Source organism: Streptomyces sp. NPDC059201 (genome assembly GCF_042754585.1).
Lineage (GTDB): Bacteria > Actinomycetota > Actinomycetes > Streptomycetales > Streptomycetaceae > Streptomyces.
Map to the genome: position 1 here is coordinate 95,358 of NZ_JBHZBB010000012.1, position 16,921 is coordinate 112,278.

General features: G+C 70.9%; 20 protein-coding genes, 1 tRNA gene and 1 riboswitch. Of the genes, 14 read left to right on the forward strand and 7 right to left on the reverse strand.

Going from position 1 to position 16,921, the window contains the following annotated elements; translation table 11 throughout:
* Nucleotides 1–37 precede the first annotated feature (37 nt).
* The 6 genes from ACFXMG_RS31690 (at nt 38) to ACFXMG_RS31715 (ending at nt 4,365) form a co-directional block, all read left to right on the forward strand.
* Entirely contained in the window at nt 38–1,012 is a 975-nt protein-coding gene (locus ACFXMG_RS31690; RefSeq protein ID WP_383819928.1) for an ABC transporter substrate-binding protein, read from the forward strand.
* Nucleotides 1,009–2,070 carry a FecCD family ABC transporter permease gene (locus tag ACFXMG_RS31695; RefSeq protein ID WP_383819925.1) on the forward strand — a complete coding sequence of 354 codons (1,062 nt, stop codon included), beginning with the start codon at nt 1,009–1,011 and terminating at the stop codon, nt 2,068–2,070. The genes ACFXMG_RS31690 and ACFXMG_RS31695 overlap by 4 nt, the downstream gene beginning before the upstream one ends.
* On the forward strand, nt 2,067–2,879 hold the full coding sequence (locus tag ACFXMG_RS31700) for an ABC transporter ATP-binding protein (RefSeq protein ID WP_383819922.1): 813 nt from the start codon (nt 2,067–2,069) through the stop codon (nt 2,877–2,879). The genes ACFXMG_RS31695 and ACFXMG_RS31700 overlap by 4 nt, the downstream gene beginning before the upstream one ends.
* A 44-nt stretch (nt 2,880–2,923) precedes the next feature.
* Nucleotides 2,924–3,040 carry a putative leader peptide gene (locus ACFXMG_RS31705; RefSeq protein WP_315986240.1) on the forward strand — a complete coding sequence of 39 codons (117 nt, stop codon included), beginning with the start codon at nt 2,924–2,926 and terminating at the stop codon, nt 3,038–3,040.
* A gap of 90 nt (nt 3,041–3,130) precedes the next feature.
* Nucleotides 3,131–3,409 (forward strand): MoaD/ThiS family protein, encoded by a 279-nt coding sequence (locus ACFXMG_RS31710; protein WP_383819920.1) that lies wholly within the window; start codon nt 3,131–3,133, stop codon nt 3,407–3,409.
* A 5-nt stretch (nt 3,410–3,414) separates the two neighbouring features.
* Nucleotides 3,415–4,365 carry a cysteine synthase gene (locus tag ACFXMG_RS31715; RefSeq protein WP_360312071.1) on the forward strand — a complete coding sequence of 317 codons (951 nt, stop codon included), beginning with the start codon at nt 3,415–3,417 and terminating at the stop codon, nt 4,363–4,365.
* 100 nt (nt 4,366–4,465) lie between these two features.
* On the opposite strand, the gene ACFXMG_RS31720 is transcribed toward ACFXMG_RS31715, so the two are convergent.
* On the reverse strand, nt 4,466–4,969 hold the full coding sequence (locus ACFXMG_RS31720; RefSeq protein ID WP_383819916.1) for a type II toxin-antitoxin system PemK/MazF family toxin: 504 nt from the start codon (nt 4,967–4,969) through the stop codon (nt 4,466–4,468).
* A 207-nt stretch (nt 4,970–5,176) separates the two neighbouring features.
* Between ACFXMG_RS31720 and ACFXMG_RS31725 the strand changes: the two genes are divergently transcribed.
* Nucleotides 5,177–5,929: an MBL fold metallo-hydrolase gene (locus ACFXMG_RS31725; RefSeq protein WP_383819914.1), complete on the forward strand. Its 753-nt coding sequence runs from the start codon at nt 5,177–5,179 to the stop codon at nt 5,927–5,929.
* Between the two features lie 82 nt (nt 5,930–6,011).
* On the opposite strand, the gene ACFXMG_RS31730 is transcribed toward ACFXMG_RS31725, so the two are convergent.
* Nucleotides 6,012–7,265 carry a PTS transporter subunit EIIC gene (locus tag ACFXMG_RS31730; RefSeq protein ID WP_383819911.1) on the reverse strand — a complete coding sequence of 418 codons (1,254 nt, stop codon included), beginning with the start codon at nt 7,263–7,265 and terminating at the stop codon, nt 6,012–6,014.
* A gap of 268 nt (nt 7,266–7,533) precedes the next feature.
* Nucleotides 7,534–8,832, reverse strand: a complete 1,299-nt coding sequence (locus ACFXMG_RS31735; RefSeq protein ID WP_383819909.1) for a PTS transporter subunit EIIC — start codon at nt 8,830–8,832, stop codon at nt 7,534–7,536.
* Between the two features lie 237 nt (nt 8,833–9,069).
* Between ACFXMG_RS31735 and ACFXMG_RS31740 the strand changes: the two genes are divergently transcribed.
* From ACFXMG_RS31740 to rdgB, 4 genes are all read left to right on the forward strand, one after another.
* Nucleotides 9,070–9,303, forward strand: a complete 234-nt coding sequence (locus ACFXMG_RS31740) for a glucose PTS transporter subunit EIIB (protein WP_030760915.1) — start codon at nt 9,070–9,072, stop codon at nt 9,301–9,303.
* A 153-nt stretch (nt 9,304–9,456) separates the two neighbouring features.
* Nucleotides 9,457–10,188: a ribonuclease PH gene (gene rph, locus ACFXMG_RS31745; RefSeq protein WP_383819906.1), complete on the forward strand. Its 732-nt coding sequence runs from the start codon at nt 9,457–9,459 to the stop codon at nt 10,186–10,188.
* Between the two features lie 114 nt (nt 10,189–10,302).
* On the forward strand, nt 10,303–10,692 hold the full coding sequence (locus tag ACFXMG_RS31750) for a hypothetical protein (protein ID WP_383819904.1): 390 nt from the start codon (nt 10,303–10,305) through the stop codon (nt 10,690–10,692).
* A gap of 7 nt (nt 10,693–10,699) precedes the next feature.
* Entirely contained in the window at nt 10,700–11,308 is a 609-nt protein-coding gene (gene rdgB / locus ACFXMG_RS31755) for an RdgB/HAM1 family non-canonical purine NTP pyrophosphatase (protein WP_383819902.1), read from the forward strand.
* 59 nt (nt 11,309–11,367) lie between these two features.
* On the opposite strand, the gene ACFXMG_RS31760 is transcribed toward rdgB, so the two are convergent.
* From ACFXMG_RS31760 to bcp, 3 genes are all read right to left on the reverse strand, one after another.
* A tRNA-Leu gene (locus ACFXMG_RS31760) sits at nt 11,368–11,451 on the reverse strand.
* A 49-nt stretch (nt 11,452–11,500) separates the two neighbouring features.
* Nucleotides 11,501–12,499 (reverse strand): HNH endonuclease signature motif containing protein, encoded by a 999-nt coding sequence (locus tag ACFXMG_RS31765; RefSeq protein ID WP_383819900.1) that lies wholly within the window; start codon nt 12,497–12,499, stop codon nt 11,501–11,503.
* 139 nt (nt 12,500–12,638) lie between these two features.
* Nucleotides 12,639–13,106 (reverse strand): thioredoxin-dependent thiol peroxidase, encoded by a 468-nt coding sequence (gene bcp, locus ACFXMG_RS31770; protein ID WP_383819897.1) that lies wholly within the window; start codon nt 13,104–13,106, stop codon nt 12,639–12,641.
* A gap of 126 nt (nt 13,107–13,232) precedes the next feature.
* Between bcp and ACFXMG_RS31775 the strand changes: the two genes are divergently transcribed.
* From ACFXMG_RS31775 to ACFXMG_RS31785, 3 genes are all read left to right on the forward strand, one after another.
* Complete coding sequence (locus ACFXMG_RS31775) at nt 13,233–13,553, forward strand: DUF3618 domain-containing protein (RefSeq protein WP_383819894.1); 321 nt, start codon at nt 13,233–13,235, stop codon at nt 13,551–13,553.
* A 23-nt stretch (nt 13,554–13,576) separates the two neighbouring features.
* The gene (locus ACFXMG_RS31780) at nt 13,577–13,912 is read left to right on the forward strand and encodes a co-chaperone GroES (protein ID WP_043228158.1); all 336 of its coding nucleotides are present in this window, start codon (nt 13,577–13,579) and stop codon (nt 13,910–13,912) included.
* 61 nt (nt 13,913–13,973) lie between these two features.
* Nucleotides 13,974–14,043: riboswitch (guanidine-III (ykkC-III) riboswitch) on the forward strand.
* Between the two features lie 33 nt (nt 14,044–14,076).
* Complete coding sequence (locus ACFXMG_RS31785) at nt 14,077–14,397, forward strand: DMT family transporter (RefSeq protein WP_383819891.1); 321 nt, start codon at nt 14,077–14,079, stop codon at nt 14,395–14,397.
* Between the two features lie 22 nt (nt 14,398–14,419).
* On the opposite strand, the gene ACFXMG_RS31790 is transcribed toward ACFXMG_RS31785, so the two are convergent.
* Nucleotides 14,420–16,672, reverse strand: a complete 2,253-nt coding sequence (locus tag ACFXMG_RS31790; protein ID WP_383819888.1) for a transglycosylase domain-containing protein — start codon at nt 16,670–16,672, stop codon at nt 14,420–14,422.
* Nucleotides 16,673–16,921 lie beyond the last annotated feature (249 nt).

Consider the following 16,921-nt stretch of genomic DNA (forward strand, 5'->3'; position numbering starts at 1 on the left):
TCGGGGACGTGGAAATCCCCGGAGGAGGCCCTCCGCCATGACCCGGCGCCCCCGGCTGCTCGCCGCCACCGCCCTGCTGCCCCTGCTCGCCGCCTGCGCCGGCCCCGCGAGCGACCAGGACGCCGCGAAGCCCGCCCCCGGCTTCCCGTACACCGTCACCAACTGCGGCGAGACCACCACGTTCAAGGCCCCGCCGAAGCGCGCGGTCACCATGAACCAGCACGTCACCGAGATCCTCCTCGCCCTCGGCCTGGAGAAGTCCCTCGCCGGCACCGCCTACCTCGACGACGCGATCCTGCCCGCCTACCAGAAGGCGTACGACTCGGTCCCCGTCCTCTCCAAGGAGTACCCCTCCAAGGAGGCGCTGCTCGCCGCGAACCCCGACTTCGTCTATGGCGGCTACGCCTCCGCCTTCGACGCCAAGGACGGCCGCGCCCGCGACGACCTGGGCAAGGCCGGCATCACCACCCGCCTCAACAGCGAGTCCTGCCCCGCCGGCACCCCCACGGTCGACGACCTCTACCGCGAGGTCACCGAGGTCGGCCGCACCTTCGGCGTCCCCGACCGGGCCGAGAAGTGGAACAAGGAGGCCCGCGCCACCGTCGCCGCCACCGAGAAGCGCCTCGGCGGCCTCGACCCCGTCTCCGTCTTCGTCTACGACAGCGGCGACAAGACCGCCTTCACCGCCGGCGGCAAGGGCATCGGCAACGAGCTCATCAGCCGGGCCGGCGGCCGCAACGTCTTCGCCGACCTCCCCAAGGCGTTCGGCGACGCCACCTGGGAGCAGGTCGTCGCCCGCAAGCCCGAGGTCATCGTCATCTACGACTACGGCTCCACCACCGTCGAGCAGAAGAAGAAGCGCCTCCTCGACGACCCCGCCCTCAAGGACGTCCCCGCGGTCAAGAACCGCCGCTTCGCCGTCCTCCCGCTCTCCGACACCGTCCTCGGCGTCCGCGTCCCCGCCGCCGTCGACAAGCTCGCCGCCCAGCTCCACCCGGCCACCGGCCGATGACCGCCGTCGCCGCCGCCCCCACCCGTCCGGCGGCGGCGACGCCCGGCCGGGGCCGGTTCGCCCTCGTCGTCGCCGGGCTGCTCGCCGCCCTCGCCCTCGCCGTGGTCGGCTCCCTCGCGCTCGGCTCCGTACGGATCCCGCCCGGCCAGGTGCTCGACGCCCTCACCGGGCGGGCCGCCCCCTCCCCGTACCGCACGATCGTGCTCGACGTCCGGCTGCCCCGGGTGCTCCTCGGGGTCGTCGTCGGCGCCGGGCTCGCCGTCGTCGGGACCGTCCTCCAGGCCCTCGTACGCAACCGGCTCGCCGACCCCTTCCTGCTCGGGATCTCCTCCGGAGCCTCCACCGGCGCCGTCCTCGTCCTGGTCCTCGGCATCGGCGGCGGGCTCACCACCACCCTCGCCCTGCCCGCCGGCGCCTTCGCCGGCTCCCTCGTCGCCCTCGTCCTCGTCTACGCGCTGGCCCGCCGCGGCTCCACCATGACCGGCCCCCGGCTCGTCCTCGCCGGCGTCGCCGTCTCGTACATCCTCACCGCCCTCACCACCCTCATCCTGGTCGCCGCCGCCCGCCCCGAGCACTTCCAGGAAGCCCTCTACTGGTCCTTCGGCGGCCTCGGCTCCGCCCGCTGGGACACCCTCGTGCTGCCCGCCGCCGTCCTGGTCCTCGGCACCGGCGTCCTGCTCGCCCTCGCCCGCCCGCTCGACCTGCTCCTCACCGGCGACGAGGGCGCCACCGTCCTCGGCCTCGACACCGCCCGCTTCCGCGCCGCCGTCTTCCTCCTCGCCTCCCTCGTCACCGCCGTGATGGTCGCCGCCAGCGGCGCCGTCGGCTTCATCGGCCTGATGGTCCCGCACGCCGCCCGCCTCCTCGTCGGAGCCCCGCACCGCCGGCTGCTGCCCGTCGCCGCGCTCGGCGGCGCCGTCGCCCTCGTCGTCGCCGACCTCGCCGCCCGCACCGTCGCCGCCCCCCAGGACATCCCCGTCGGCGTCCTCACCGCCCTCACCGGCGGCCCCCTCTTCCTCTGGCTGATGCGCCGCCGCCCCGAAGGAGTCGCCCTGTGACCGGACCGCGCGTCGAGGGGCTGCGCATCGAGGGACTGTCGTACGAGCACCGGCTCCGCGACGCCCACCTCACCGCCCGCCCCGGCGAGACCGTCGGCCTCATCGGCCCCAACGGCAGCGGCAAGACCACCCTCCTGCGCTGCGTCTACGGCACCCTCGCCCCCACCGCGGGCCGCGCCCTGCTCGACGGCGCCGACCTGCGCGCCCTCGGCCCCAAGGCCCGCGCCCGCCGGGTGGCCACCGTCCCGCAGGACTCCGCCCTCGAGTTCGAGGTCACCGTCCGCGAGCTCGTCACCCTCGGCCGCTCCCCGCACAAGCGGTTCTGGGAGGGCGACACCGCCGACGACGCCGCCCGCACCGACGCCGCCCTCGCCCGCGTCGGCCTCACCGCCCTCGCCGACCGCGCCTACCCGACGCTCTCCGGCGGCGAGCGCCAGCGCGCCCTGGTCGCCCGCGCCCTCGTCCAGGAACCCGAGCTCCTCGTCCTCGACGAACCGACGAACCACCTGGACATCCGCCACCAGATGGACGTGCTCGCCCTGGTCCGCACCCTGGGCACCACCAACCTCCTGGCCCTCCACGACCTCAACCTCGCCGCCGCCCACTGCGACCGGCTCTACGTCCTCGAAGCGGGCCGCGTGGTCACCGGCGGCACCCCCGAAGAGGTCCTCACCCCCGAACTGCTCGCGGCCGTCTACGGCGTGGAAGCCGAGGTCGTCCCGCACCCCAGGACCGGCACTCCGACCGTTCTCTACATGCCGAGCCAGGTGGCCGGTCCGTCCCTCGGTCGGAAAACATCCAGTATCTGAGATCACATTCCGGAACCCGGACCGGGAATCGATACGATGAGCCCATGGTTTCCCACGACGTGAGCGAAGAGACTCCGGGCACTGTGCTGCTCGTGGCACGCCTGCACGTCGACCTGTGCCGCCTCGCCAGCGCGATCTGTTCGTCCCGCGCTGCGCTCTGAGCGACCGGCCGAGCGCACGTACGTACGACCCCCTCCGCGCGGGGCCCCAGCAGCGCGCCCACCACGTCACTTCCGACAGGAGCCCACCCCATGGCCATCGAGGTCCGCATCCCGACCATCCTCCGCACCTACACCGACGGCGAGAAGGCCGTCGCGGGCAGCGGCGCGACCCTCGCCGAGCTCTTCGCCGACCTGGAGACCCGCCACACGGGCATCGAGGCCCGCATCGTGGACGACGGCAAGCTCCGCCGCTTCGTCAACGTCTACCTGAACGACGAGGACGTCCGCTTCCTGGACGGCATCGAGACCAAGCTGGCCGACGGCGACAGCGTCACGATCCTGCCGGCCGTCGCCGGCGGCATGGTCTGATCCACATGCGCTACGACTCCTCGCTGGCGGCGGTCGGCAACACGCCGCTCGTCCGCCTCCCCCGGCTCTCGCCCTCGGACGACGTCCGCATCTGGGCGAAGCTGGAGGACCGCAACCCGACCGGCTCGGTCAAGGACCGCCCCGCGCTCCACATGATCGAGCAGGCGGAGAAGGACGGCCGCCTCACCCCCGGCTGCACCATCCTGGAGCCGACCAGCGGCAACACCGGCATCTCGCTGGCCATGGCCGCCAAGCTCAAGGGCTACCGCATCGTCTGCGTCATGCCCGAGAACACCAGCGAGGAGCGGCGGCAGCTGCTCGCCATGTGGGGCGCGGAGATCATCTCGTCCCCCGCGGCGGGCGGCTCCAACACGGCGGTACGCGTCGCCAAGGAGCTCGCCGCGGAGAACCCGAGCTGGGTGATGCTCTACCAGTACGGCAACCCGCACAACGCGGGCGCCCACTACGCCACCACGGGCCCGGAGATCCTGGCGGACCTCCCCTCGATCACCCACTTCGTGGCGGGCCTCGGCACGACCGGCACCCTCATGGGCGTCGGCCGCTACCTCCGCGAGCACAAGCCCGACGTCAAGATCGTCGCCGCCGAGCCCCGCTACGACGACCTCGTCTACGGGCTCCGCAACCTCGACGAGGGCTTCGTCCCCGAGCTCTACGACGCCTCCGTCCTCACCACCCGCTTCTCCGTGGGCTCCGCCGACGCCGTCACCCGCACCCGCGAACTCCTCCAGCAGGAGGGCATCTTCGCGGGCGTCTCCACCGGCGCGGCCCTCCACGCCGCCATAGGCGTAGGCAACAAGGCCCTCAAAGCAGGCGAAACCGCCGACATCGCCTTCGTAGTAGCCGACGGCGGCTGGAAATACCTCTCAACGGGCCTCTACACGGCCGCCACCACAGAAGAGGCCATCGCAGCGGTACAGGGCCAGCTCTGGGCGTAGGGGTCGGTGTGGGCAATCGTTCCGCAGGGCGGAACGGGTGGGCACACCGGAACGGCGCGCTAAGCCGCGCCCAGGCGTAAAGCCCGCACCCGCACCCGGGCTAGCGCGCGAGATGGCGGACCTGGTCCCACACGACCGGGTCCGCCGCCCCGACCCGCCGCCGAAAGTCCCCCACCCCCACCTCCCGCAACTCATCCGTCTCCAGAAAACTCGCCCGCCCCCGCGCATCCCCCACCGCCCCCGGCGGCAGCGCGATCACCCCGGGCCGCTCGTCGTGGTACTTGCTGGTGATCTTTGCGACCAGCACGCTGTCCCCCCGCACCGACAGCACCAGACAGGGCCGGTCCTTCGCGCCGGGCCCGTCCTCGAAGGGCACCTCGGCCCACCAGATCTCCCCGGCCCGCGGCACCCGCGCACCCGGCACCCGCGCACCCGGCTTCCGTACCGCCGGCCGCCCCGGAGGACGTACCGACGGCCGTCCCGGCGGACGGGTCCGTCCCGACGGCCGCGTCCGCCCCGACGCCCGGGTCCACCGACCCGCGACCGCCGCCACCAGCGCGATCACCACGACCGCGACCAGCGCGGGCCACCACGACGTGTCCATACCCCATGACGTTACCGGCGCCGACCTCACCGCGCCGCCGCGCCCCGCCGTCCATCCGAACCGGTGACAGAGCCCGTGAGTTCGCCCACAACGGGACGCCACGAAGGAGCGACGGGCCCCCGTGCGCCTTACGCTCGTCTGACCGCACGGCCTCCCCCCTCCCCTCTGCGTGCCTGACGGCACCCGTCCACGGAGGTTCACGCTCCTATGAAGCTCACCGTCGTCGGCTGCTCGGGGTCGTTCCCTTCCGCGGAATCGGCCTGTTCGAGCTACCTCGTCGAGGCCGACGGCTTCCGGCTGCTCCTCGACATGGGCAACGGCGCCCTGGGCGAGTTGCAGCGCCACATCGGCCTGTACGACCTGGACGCGATCTTCCTCAGCCATCTCCACGCGGACCACTGCATCGACATGTGCGGCTACTTCGTCGCCCGCTACTACCGGCACGAGGGCGGCCGCTGCGGCGCGATCCCCGTGTACGCCCCCGAGGGCGCCGAGCAGCGCCTGACCACGGCCTACGCGGACACGCCCTCGCCGTCCTCGATGAGCGAGGTCTTCGACTTCCGCACCCTGTCCTCCGGCACCTTCGAGCTCGGCCCCTTCACGATCCGCACCGAGAAGGTGTGCCACCCGGTGGAGGCGTACGGCATCCGCGTCGAGCACGGCGGCCGGTCCCTCGCGTACTCCGGCGACACCGGCGTCTGCGACGCCCTGCACACGCTCGCGGACGGCGTGGACCTCTTCCTCTGCGAAGCCTCCTTCACCCACGGCAAGGAGGACATCCCCGAGCTCCACCTCAACGGCCGCGAGGCCGGAGCCCAGGCGTCCCGCGCCGACGTCGGCCGCCTCGTCCTCACCCACATCCCCCCGTGGACCGACGGCGAGCGCAACCTAGCCGACGCCCGCGCGGTCTACGGCGGCCCGGCGGAACTGGCGAAGGCGGGCGCGGTCTACGAGGTGTGAACGCACCGGAGATATGAACGCACCGGAAGGGCCCCGGAACCAGTCGGTTCCGGGGCCCTTCGGTCGTACGGGGGAGGAGGACTCACGCCTTGGTGAGGTCCTCGACCTCCTCCTCGGGCTCGCGGCCCGGGGTGGTGAGGTTGAACTTGGTGATCGCGAAGCGGAAGACCACGTAGTAGATCGCCGCGAAGACCAGACCGATCGGGATGATCAGCCAGGGCTTGGTCGCCAGGTTCCAGTTCAGCAGGTAGTCGATGCCGCCCGCGGAGAAGGTGAAGCCGGCGTGGACCCCGAAGGCCCAGGTGACGGCCATCGAGACGGCGGTCAGGACCGCGTGCACCGCGTACAGGACCGGCGCGATGAACATGAAGGTGAACTCGATCGGCTCGGTGATACCCGTGACGAAGGAGGTCAGCGCGAGGGAGACCATCATGCCCATCACGGCCTTGCGGCGCTCGGGGCGGGCGGCGTGGGCGATCGCGATCGCGGCGGCCGGGAGGCCGAACATCATGATCGGGAAGAAGCCCGACATGAAGATTCCGGCGCTCGGGTCACCGGCGAAGAAGCGGTTGAGGTCACCGTGGACGACCTCGCCGGCGGCGTTGGTGAAGTCACCGATCTGGAACCAGGAGACGGTGTTCACGAACTGGTGCATGCCGACCGGGATCAGCGCGCGGTTGATGAGGCCGAAGAGGCCGGCGCCACCGGCACCGAGGCCGGTCATCCACTCGCCGAAGTTGGAGATGCCGTTGCCGATGGGCTCCCACACCAGGCCGAAGATGACGCCGAAGAGGGTGCCGACGAAGGCCATGATGATCGGGACGAGACGGCGGCCGTTGAAGAAGCCGAGCCAGTCGACCAGCTTGGTGCGGTGGTACTTCTGCCAGATCACCGCGGAGACCAGACCCATGAGGATGCCGCCGAGGACACCCGGGTTGTTGTACTTCGCCGCGATGTCGGCGCCGTCCTGGATGACGGCCTCGGAGACCGGGAAAGCCTGCAGCACCGTGCTGTAGACCAGGAAGCCGACCAGGGCGGCCAGCGCGGTGGAGCCGTCGGCCTTCTTGGCGAAGCCGATGGCGACGCCGATGCAGAAGAGCAGGGGCAGGTTGTCGAAGACCGCGCTGCCGGCCGCGTCGAAGACCGAGGCGACCTTGCCCCAGTCGAGGCCGTCCTTGCCGAAGACATCGTCCTGGCCGAGACGGAGCAAGATACCCGCGGCCGGCAGGACGGCGATCGGCAGCTGCAGGCTGCGACCGACCTTCTGCAGGCCCTGGAACAGGCCGGATCCGCGCTTCTTCGCGGGAGCGGCGGCCTGGGCGGTGGCCGTACTCATCAACTTCCTCCAGTAGGCAAGGCGCCGCCAGAGGACAGTGAAAGGGGGTGACGGCGGCGTCTCGTGGAACGCGGTGGTCTGGACCGCGTGGTCTACACCAATGAGTGGTGTAGACCAGTTGTAGCACGTGAGACTTAGATAAGGAACCTTCGAATTTTTGGCGCGGGGGCATAGTGATGAAGGCGTGACAAAAGGCCCCCGGACCATCAGGTCCAGGGGCCTTTCCGCGTTCCCGCCGGGGGTTCGAAAGCCCCGAAACGGACAGGGCCTACTTGGTGTTGTCCCGCTCCAGCTGCTCCTGGAGCTCCTCGGGCTCGCGGCCCGGGGTGGGGAGGTTGAACTTGGTGATCGCGAACCGGAAGATCACGTAGTACACGACCGCGAAGCAGAGGCCGATCGGGATGATCATCCACGGCTTGGTCGCCAGGTTCCAGTTGATGACGTAGTCGATCAGGCCCGCCGAGAAGCTGAAACCGTCCTTCACGCCCAGCGCCCACGTGATCGCCATCGACGCGCCCGTCAGCAGCGCGTGGATGCCGTACAGCACCGGGGCGATGAAGAGGAACGAGTACTCCAGCGGCTCCGTGATGCCCGTGACGAACGACGTCAGCGCCACCGACAGCATCAGACCGCCGACCTCCTTGCGGCGGTTCGGACGCGCGCAGTGGGTGATCGCGAGGGCCGCCGCCGGCAGGGCGAACATCATGATCGGGAAGAAGCCCGACTGGAACTGTCCGGCGGTCGGGTCGCCCGCCAGGAACATGCTGATGTCACCGTGGACGGTGGTGCCGTCCGGCTTCGTGTACGTGCCGAACTGGAACCAGATGGGCACGTTCAGGAACTGGTGCAGACCGATCACCAGCAGCGCGCGGTTCGCGACACCGAAGATGCCCGAACCCCAGGCGCCCAGTCCGACCAGCCAGTCGCTGAAGCTCTCCAGGGCGTCACCGATCGGCGGCCAGATCCACAGGCAGAGCGCGGCGAACGCGATGCCGACGAAGGCCATGATGATCGGGACGAGCCGGCGCCCGTTGAAGAAGCCCAGCCAGTCGACCAGCTTCGTGCGGTGGAACCGCTGCCACAGGTACGCGGCCAGCAGACCCATCACGATGCCGCCGAAGACCCCCGGATTCTGGTACGTGTACCCCGCGAAGGAGTCGTCCGTGCCGAGGCAGCCGCCGCCCACGTCCGTCGTCCCCGTCGGGCAGTCCTTCGGGAACTGCCGGAGCACCGTGTAATAGACGAGGAAGCCGACCACCGCGGCCAGCGCGGTCGAACCGTCCGACTTCTTCGCCATGCCGATCGCGACACCGATGCAGAACAGCAGCGGCAGGCCCAGGCTGCCGTCGAGCAGCGCGCCTCCCGCGCCGGACATCACCTTGGCGACGTTGTCCCACCCGAGGCCGTCGGCCCCGAACACGTCCGGCTGGCCGAGCCGGTTGATGATGCCCGCGGCGGGAAGAACGGCAATGGGAAGCTGCAGGCTGCGGCCCATCTTCTGTAGACCCTGGAAGAAGCCTCCCCACGAGACCTTCTTCGAGCCGGCTGCTGCGCTGTCAGTACTCATCGGCGACCTCCCTGTCCCGGAATGACCCGGGGCCGCGTCTCGTTGCAGACTGGTGTAGACCACTTGCGGTAGGCTCCGGGAGCCCGCTGAGGGCAGGCCGCCGGTGATCGTCATCATTCGGCAGAACGGCGGCAGTCGCTCGCATAGTTGGGCCAACCGTGGGTTACCGTGACAAAGCGGACCGTCGGTGCGCCGAGATTCGCGTGTTCCGCGAACAGAACGGACAGGGAGAAAGACATGGCCAGCAAGGCTGAGAAGATCGTCGCCGGGCTCGGCGGCATCGACAACATCGAAGAGGTCGAGGGCTGCATCACCCGCCTGCGCACCGAGGTCGCCGACGCCAGCCTCGTCGACGACGCCGCGCTCAAGGCCGCCGGCGCCCACGGCGTCGTGAAGATGGGCACCGCCATCCAGGTCGTCATCGGCACCGACGCGGACCCGATCGCCGCCGAGATCGAAGACATGATGTGAGCAGCTGACACCAGCTGACGAGGGCCCGTTCCGGCAGGGGAACGGGCCCTCGTGCGTACCCGGCGACGGGGCCTCGCGCGTACCGGCCACGAGCCCTCGCGCGTACCCGGCGGCCGGACCGGGATCCCGTACGGATGGGGCTAGGCTCGTCCCATGTCTCGCATCGACGGCCGTACCCCCGAACAGCTCCGCCCCGTCACCATCGAACGCGGCTGGAGCAAGCACGCCGAGGGCTCCGTCCTCATCTCCTTCGGCGACACCAAGGTCTTCTGCACCGCCTCCGTCACCGAGGGCGTCCCCCGCTGGCGCAAGGGCAGCGGCGAGGGCTGGGTCACCGGCGAGTACTCCATGCTCCCCCGCTCGACCAACACCCGCGGCGACCGCGAGTCCGTCCGCGGCAAGATCGGCGGCCGCACCCACGAGATCTCCCGCCTCATCGGCCGCTCGCTGCGCGCGGTCATCGACTACAAGGCGCTCGGGGAGAACACGATCGTCCTCGACTGCGACGTCCTTCAGGCCGACGGCGGCACCCGGACCGCCGCCATCACCGGCGCGTACGTCGCCCTCGCCGACGCGGTCGCCTGGGCGCAGGGCAAGAAGCTGATCAAGGCCGGCCGGCAGCCGCTCACGAGCACGGTCTCCGCCGTCTCCGTCGGCATCGTCGGCGGCGTCCCGCTCCTCGACCTCTGTTACGAGGAGGACGTCCGCGCCGACACCGACATGAACGTCGTCTGCACCGGCGACGGCCGCTTCGTCGAGGTCCAGGGCACCGCCGAGGCCGAGCCCTTCGACCGCGCCGAGCTCAACGCCCTCCTCGACCTGGCCGCCGCGGGCTGCGCCGACCTGACGGACCTCCAGCGCAAGGCGCTCGACGCCACGCTCTGAGTCCCCGGGCCCCGAGGAACTCTTCCGCCCCTGGCTGCGTCCTTTACGGCAAGGGGCGCGCGGTCGTACCGTGCGCCCCGTCCATATGTACGCAGTCAGGGGAGGACCCGAAAAGTGAAGCGCCGCCGCACCCTATCCCTCGCCGTCGCCACGGCGGCCGCACTGACCACCTTCGCCCTGACCGGCTGCGGAGCCCTCGACAAGGCGATGGACTGCGTCAAGACGGCCGACGCCATCGCGACCTCGGTGGGCAAGCTCCAGCAGGCGGTCTCCAACGCGTCCAACGACGTGACGCAGATCGAGGAGTCCCTGAACTCCATCTCCACGGAGCTCGGCAACCTCAAGAACACCACGGACAACGCGGACCTCGCGAAGGCGGTCGACGACCTGACGAAGGGCGTCGAGTCGGTCCGTACGGCCGTGAACGACGGGGACACCACCCCCGACATCACGCCGGTCACCGACGCGGCCACCGAGATCGGGAAGGTCTGCACCCCGGGATAATCGGGGCATGACCCGACAGCGCCTGATCCTCGCCACCCGCAACGCGGGCAAGATCACCGAACTCCACGCGATCCTCGCCGACGCGGGCCTCGACCTCGAACTCGTCGGCGCGGACGCGTATCCCGAGATCCCCGATGTGAAGGAGACGGGCGTCACCTTCGCGGAGAACGCCCTTCTCAAGGCCCACGCCCTGGCCCAGGCGACGGGCCTGCCGGCCGTGGCCGACGACTCGGGCCTCTGCGTCGACGTCCTGAACGGCGCGCCCGGCATCTTCTCCGCCCGCTGGGCCGGCACCCACGGCGACGACAAGGCGAACCTGGACCTGCTCCTGGCCCAACTGTCGGACATCGCCGAGGAACACCGCGCCGCCCACTTCGCCTGCGCCGCCGCCCTGGCCCTCCCCGACGGCACGGAACGCGTAGTGGAAGGCCGCATGGAAGGCACCCTCCGCCCCACCCCCCAGGGCACCAACGGCTTCGGCTATGACCCCATCCTCCAGCCCACCGGCTACGACGTCACCTGCGCCGAACTCACCCCACCGCAGAAAAACGCCATCAGCCACCGAGGCAAGGCATTCCGAGCCCTGGCCCCGGTGGTCCAGGAACTGCTGGGCTGAGCGACACGACGAAGGCCCACTCGGAGAAACTTGAGTGGGGCCTTCGATGTGAAGGTTTGTGCGGCCTGAGGGATTCGAACCCTCATAGGATTGCTCCCGTCGCGACCTAAACGCGAAGCGTATGCCAGTTCCGCCAAGGCCGCTGGTCAGTTGCCATGGTAGCGGGCCGACAGCGGCCCAGGGCGGTCGTATTCAGACTGGCTGAGGGCGTTTGCCTCCTCGGCACCATGTTTCGGTCATCGAGTGGCAGTTGGGGCAGAGGTAGCGCAGATTCTCCTGGCGATTGTCGAGCCAGTTCCCGTTGATGTGGTCGATTTGCAGGACGATGGTTCCGCCCTGCCACTCGCCCTCGTTCCCGCACCTGGCGCAGCGGTACGGGACCCCCACCTCGATGAGCGCGCGGTGGAGCCGGTCGCGGTTCTCGCGCGACGAGCCCTCCGGGCGTACCCGGAAGACCGTGTCCGCGATGGCCTTGGGGGCTGTGACGCGCACGGTGCCCCACGTGCGTCGCTTGAAGTGCGCCGTGTCGAGGTCCAACTCCGCCACCCGTCGCCGCACTCGGCGGTGGTTCTGGTCGCTCACGGGAAGGCCGAGTGCGCGCATCACGTCGGCGAAACTGGTGGCATCGGCCACCGCCGCCCGTAGGTGTTCCTCCGAGATGTCGATCCGACGGTGAGTGAAGTGGGCGAGGCTGATTCCCCACCCCTGGAGCATGTGCCGGAGCGCAGCTCGCGACCTGCTGTCCTCGCCCACGCCCAGCAGGCGGGCCATCTCCCTGACGCTGTGCGTGGCTGCCGCAGCGGCTCGCAACTCGTCCTCGGTGAACGGCAGGTCCGTGGTCGAACGGTTCAGGCCGGGAATGTGGCTCACGTCGATCCCGGCTGCCATGATGCGACGCCGGATGTGCGAGAGCGTCCCCGTTGCCGGTGGTGCTCCGAGCTTCAGCACGACTTCGCGCAGTGTCGTCGACGAGGCGACGGCCTCGGCGATTGCGCCGTCCGTGTACTTGCGCCATGGGCTCCGTTGCTTGAAGTGGCTGGTGTCGATTCCGTATGCGGCGACCTTCGCTTGCAGAGTGCGACGTCGGCCCCCGCTCTCCCCGACCTCGAGCCGGCGCATCAGATCGGCCCACCCTTTCGACTCGGCCACGACGGCGCTGAGCCTGTCCTTCGTGTATGGGCTCGTGCTCATCGGATCCCCTCCCCAGTGCGGATCTCGTACGGGTTAACGAGCCGAATATCGGACGGTCACGTCGTATCGCGTACGAAAAGCGGACGGGCCCGCGCCCTCGGGGTGAGGGGGCGGGCCCGTTGCAGGGGCCAGGGGTGGGTCAGACACCCAGGTCTCGGATGATTTTGGCTACGTGGCCGGTGGCCTTGACGTTGTAGAAGGCGTGTTCGATCTTGCCGTTCTCGTCCACGACGACCGTCGAGCGGATGACGCCCGTGACGACCTTGCCGTAGAGCTTCTTCTCGCCGAAGGCGCCGTACGCCTCCAGGGTCTCCTTGGACGGGTCGCCGACCAGGGTGACCTTCAGGTTCTCCTTCTCGCGGAACTTCGCGAGCTTCTCCGGCTTGTCGGGGGAGACCCCGATCACGTCGTAGCCGGCCGCGGCCAGCACGTCGAGGTTGTCGGTGAAGTCGCACGCCTGCTTGGTGCAACCCGGGGTGAGCGCCGCCGGGTAGAAGTAGACGATGACCTTGCGGCCCTTGTGGTCCGCGAGGGAGACCTCGTTGCCGTCCGCGTCGGGCAGGGTGAAGGCGGGGGCGGTGTCGCCGGGCTGCAGTCGCTCGCTCATGGCTTGCTCTCCTCGGGAATGTTCGCGTACGCGATGAGAGCCTAATGGGGGTCGGGGACAGCCTCCCGGCGGCGGAACTGACAGACTGTCCATCAACGACCGGATCACGACTACGGAGGCAGCGCGGTGTCGGACGCCAGGACCCCTGCGCAGATCGAGGCGGACATCGTCCGCCGGCGCGACCAGCTCGCCGTCACGCTCGACGAGATCGGCATTCGGATGCATCCGAAGACGATCATCGGGGACGCGAAGGCGAGGGTCGCCTCGACCGTCGACGAGACCGCGGGGCGGGCGTTCGTCGCCGTCAACCGGGTCGTCTCCGACGTGAAGGCACGTTTCACCGACGAGGACGGCGCCCCGCGCCTGGAGCGCGTCGTCCCCGTCGCCCTGGTGGCCGTCGCCGTCGTCGGGCTGCTGTTCTCCTCCTCCCGGAGGAACAAGGGCTGAGTCCGGCCGGTAGGTTCGTTCCCGTGAGCGAGAACACCCACGACAAGCTGCCCATCCGGATGCTCCACGACCGGGTCCTGGTCCGCACCGACTCCCCGGAGGGGGAGCGGCGCTCCGGGGGCGGGATCCTGATCCCGGCGACCGCCGCGGTCGGCCGCCGCCTGGCCTGGGCCGAGGTGGTCGCGGTCGGGCAGAACGTCCGGACCGTCGAGATCGGCGACCGGGTGCTGTACGACCCCGAGGACCGCGCCGAGGTGGAGGTGCGGGGCGTCGCCTACGTACTGATGCGCGAGCGGGACCTGCACGCCGTGGCGGCGGACCGGTTCCAGAGCGCGGACTCGACCGGCCTGTATCTGTAGCGGTATCCGTAGCGGTCCGCGTACCCGAAGGCCCTGGTGACCGGTGTCACCAGGGCCTTTGCCCGTTCTTTGCTAGGCTGGGGGGACCCCGACGAGACGCGCCGTACCGGGTAGAGCAAAGACGACGCACTCCTGTTGTTCCGTCTCGCGGAGGTGTCGTCGTCATGGCCTGGGTTCTTCTGATCGTCGCTGGTCTGCTCGAAGTCGGCTGGTCGATCGGTATGAAGTACACCGAGGGCTTCACCCGTCTCTGGCCCAGCGTCTTCACCGGCGCCGGGATCGTCGCCTCGATGCTGCTGCTGTCGCACGCGGCCAAGACCCTCCCCATCGGTACCGCCTACGGCGTCTGGGTCGGCATCGGCGCGGCCGGTGCGGCGGTGCTCGGCATGGTGGTGCTGGGTGAGCCGGCGACCGCCGCCCGGATCTTCTTCGTCGTCCTGCTGCTGGTGGCCGTGGTCGGCCTGAAGGCGACCTCCGGGCACTGACCAGGCGACCTCCGGGCACTGACTAACGGCCGGCCCGGCCCCCGCCCGGGCGCCTCGCGGGCCCCGGGCCGGGCCCCGGGCCCGCCTCGCCCGTCTCGTCCCTCTCGTACCAGTCCTCCCCGTCATCGTGTTCGATGTCCTCGCCGTCCTCCGGGCCGTCCGGGACCGGGGGGAACTCGGGGAGGTCCGCGCCCGGCATCAGGCGGAGGTCGAAGTCGCGTACGGGGGCGTCCGCGAGGGCCTCGCGGGTGAAGCGGGCCCAGATCTCGGCCGGCGGGCCGCCGCCGTTGACCCGGGGGAGGCCCAGGGCGCCGTACAGGGGTTCCTGGCCGCCGGACTCGGGGTCCTGGCCCATCAGCGCGACGACGGTCGCGAGCTCGGGGGTGTAGCCGGCGAACCAGGCCGCCTTGTCGTCCTCCGCCGTGCCGGTCTTGCCGGCCGCCGGGCGTCCCGCGGCCTGCGCCGCCCTGCCCGTACCGGACTCGACGACGCTCCGCAGCACCGCCGTGGTGGTGTCGGCGGCCTCGCGGCCGACGGCCTGCCGCGCCTCGCCCGAGGGCAGCGGCAGCGGCTCCCCGTCGCGGGAGAGGGCCGCGACCAGCGTGTGGTCGCCGCGCCTGCCGTGCGCGGCCAGCGTCGCGTACGCCTGCGCCATGTCCAGGACGCTCGCGGTGGCCGGGCCGAGCGCGATGGAGGGGGAGGCGGTGAGGTCGGGGGTGCCGGGCGGGAGGCCGAGCGCGACGGCGGTGCGGCGCACGTGCGCGGGGCCGACGTCGACGGCCATCTGGGCGTAGACGGCGTTCACGGAGAGGTCGGTGGCGGTGCCGACCGGGATCTCGCCGTAACTCTCGCCGTCCTCGTTGGCGGGGTCGTACGGGGTCCCGGGCCAGCCCTCGACGGGGCGCCGGTCGGTGCCGTCGTAGAGGGTGTACGGGGTGATCGGCTCGCCGTACTGGGTCCGCGCGCCGCCCTGCACGGCGGCGGTGAAGACGAAGGGCTTGAAGGTGGAGCCGACCTGGTAGTCGCGGCGGGTGGCGTTGTTGACGTACTGCTCGGTGTAGTCGACGCCGCCGTAGAGGGCGACGACGCGGCCGGTCGCCGGTTCGACGGCGGCGGCCCCGGCCCGTACGTACCGGTCGGCGGGGTTCGCGGCCGGGTCGAGGCGGTGGGTGACGCGGTCCTCGACGGCGCGGACGAGCGCGGCCTGCCGGTCGGGGTCGATCGTGGTGACGATCCGGAAGCCGCCGCCCGCGAGGGTCTTCTCGTCGACGATCCCGCGGCCGGTGAGGTACTCCTCGACGGCCTGCACGAGGTAGCCGCGCTGGCCGGAGAGGCCGGTGGCGGGGCGGGCGGTCTGCGGGTCGGGGAAGCTGAGGGCGGCGCGCTCGCCGGGGGTGAGCCAGCCCTCGCCGACCATGCCGTCGAGGACGTAGCCCCAGCGGGCGAGGACGGCGGCGCGGTTCTCGGGGTGGGTGGTGACGTCGTAGGCGCTGGGGGCCTTGAGGAGGGCGGCGAGGTACGCGCCCTCGGCCGGGCCGAGGCGCTCGACGTCCTTGCCGTAGTAGGCGTGGGCGGCGGCCTGGATGCCGTACGCGTTGCGCCCGAAGTAGCTGGTGTTGAGGTAGCCCTGGAGGATCTCGTCCTTGGTCTTCTCGCGCTCCAGCTTGATCGCGATGAAGAACTCCTTGCCCTTGCGGGTGAGGGTCTGCTCCTGCCCCAGGTAGTAGTTCTTCACGTACTGCTGGGTGATCGTCGAGCCGGACTGGCGGCCCTTGCCGGTGACGGTGTTCCAGGCGGCGCGGACCATCGCCTTGGGGTCGACCGCGCGGGAGGTGTGGAAGTCGCGGTCCTCGGCGGCGAGGACGGCCTGCCGGACGGTGAGCGGGATCCGGTCGAGGCGCACGTTCTCCCGGTTGACCTCGCCGTCGCGGGCGAGGACGGTGCCGTCGCGGTAGAGGTACAGGTTGGACTGGGCGACGGCGGCGGCGTTGGCGGCCGGGATGTCCACCAGGAGGTACCCGGCCACGAAGGCCCCCGCGAGGAGGACACCGCCGAGCAGGAACAGCCCGACGGCGGCGCGCAGCAGGCGGCGAGGGAGGGACGCCCGCGGCCGGCCCGTGGGGCGGCGGCCCGTGGGGAGGGCCGTGGGGAGGGTGGGGTCCCTCGGTTCCCAGCCGGGATCCGCGCCGGGATCCGCGCCGTGGTCCGCGCCGTGGCCCGGGCCTCGGTCCGGGGGTGGCGCGGCGGGGGAGGGGGAGCGCAACGAAGGGGACATGGCACCACATAGTGCACATAAAGCGCGCGAAACTCCCGAAGGCGGCGGTTACCTGACGGGAAATCCGCCGGGACGTACGTGGGGAGGTGGGCGGGGAAGGGTGGCGGGCGTGCGCCGGGAGGGGCGGCAGGCGTGCGCCGGGGGCGCGGTGGGCGCGCCCGGACGTGCGCCGCGAAAACCTGTCGCGGTGGTGTGGCGCGGGCCACTAGGGTCGTGCGCTTCGTCCTCTTCCTCCCCCCCACCCCCACA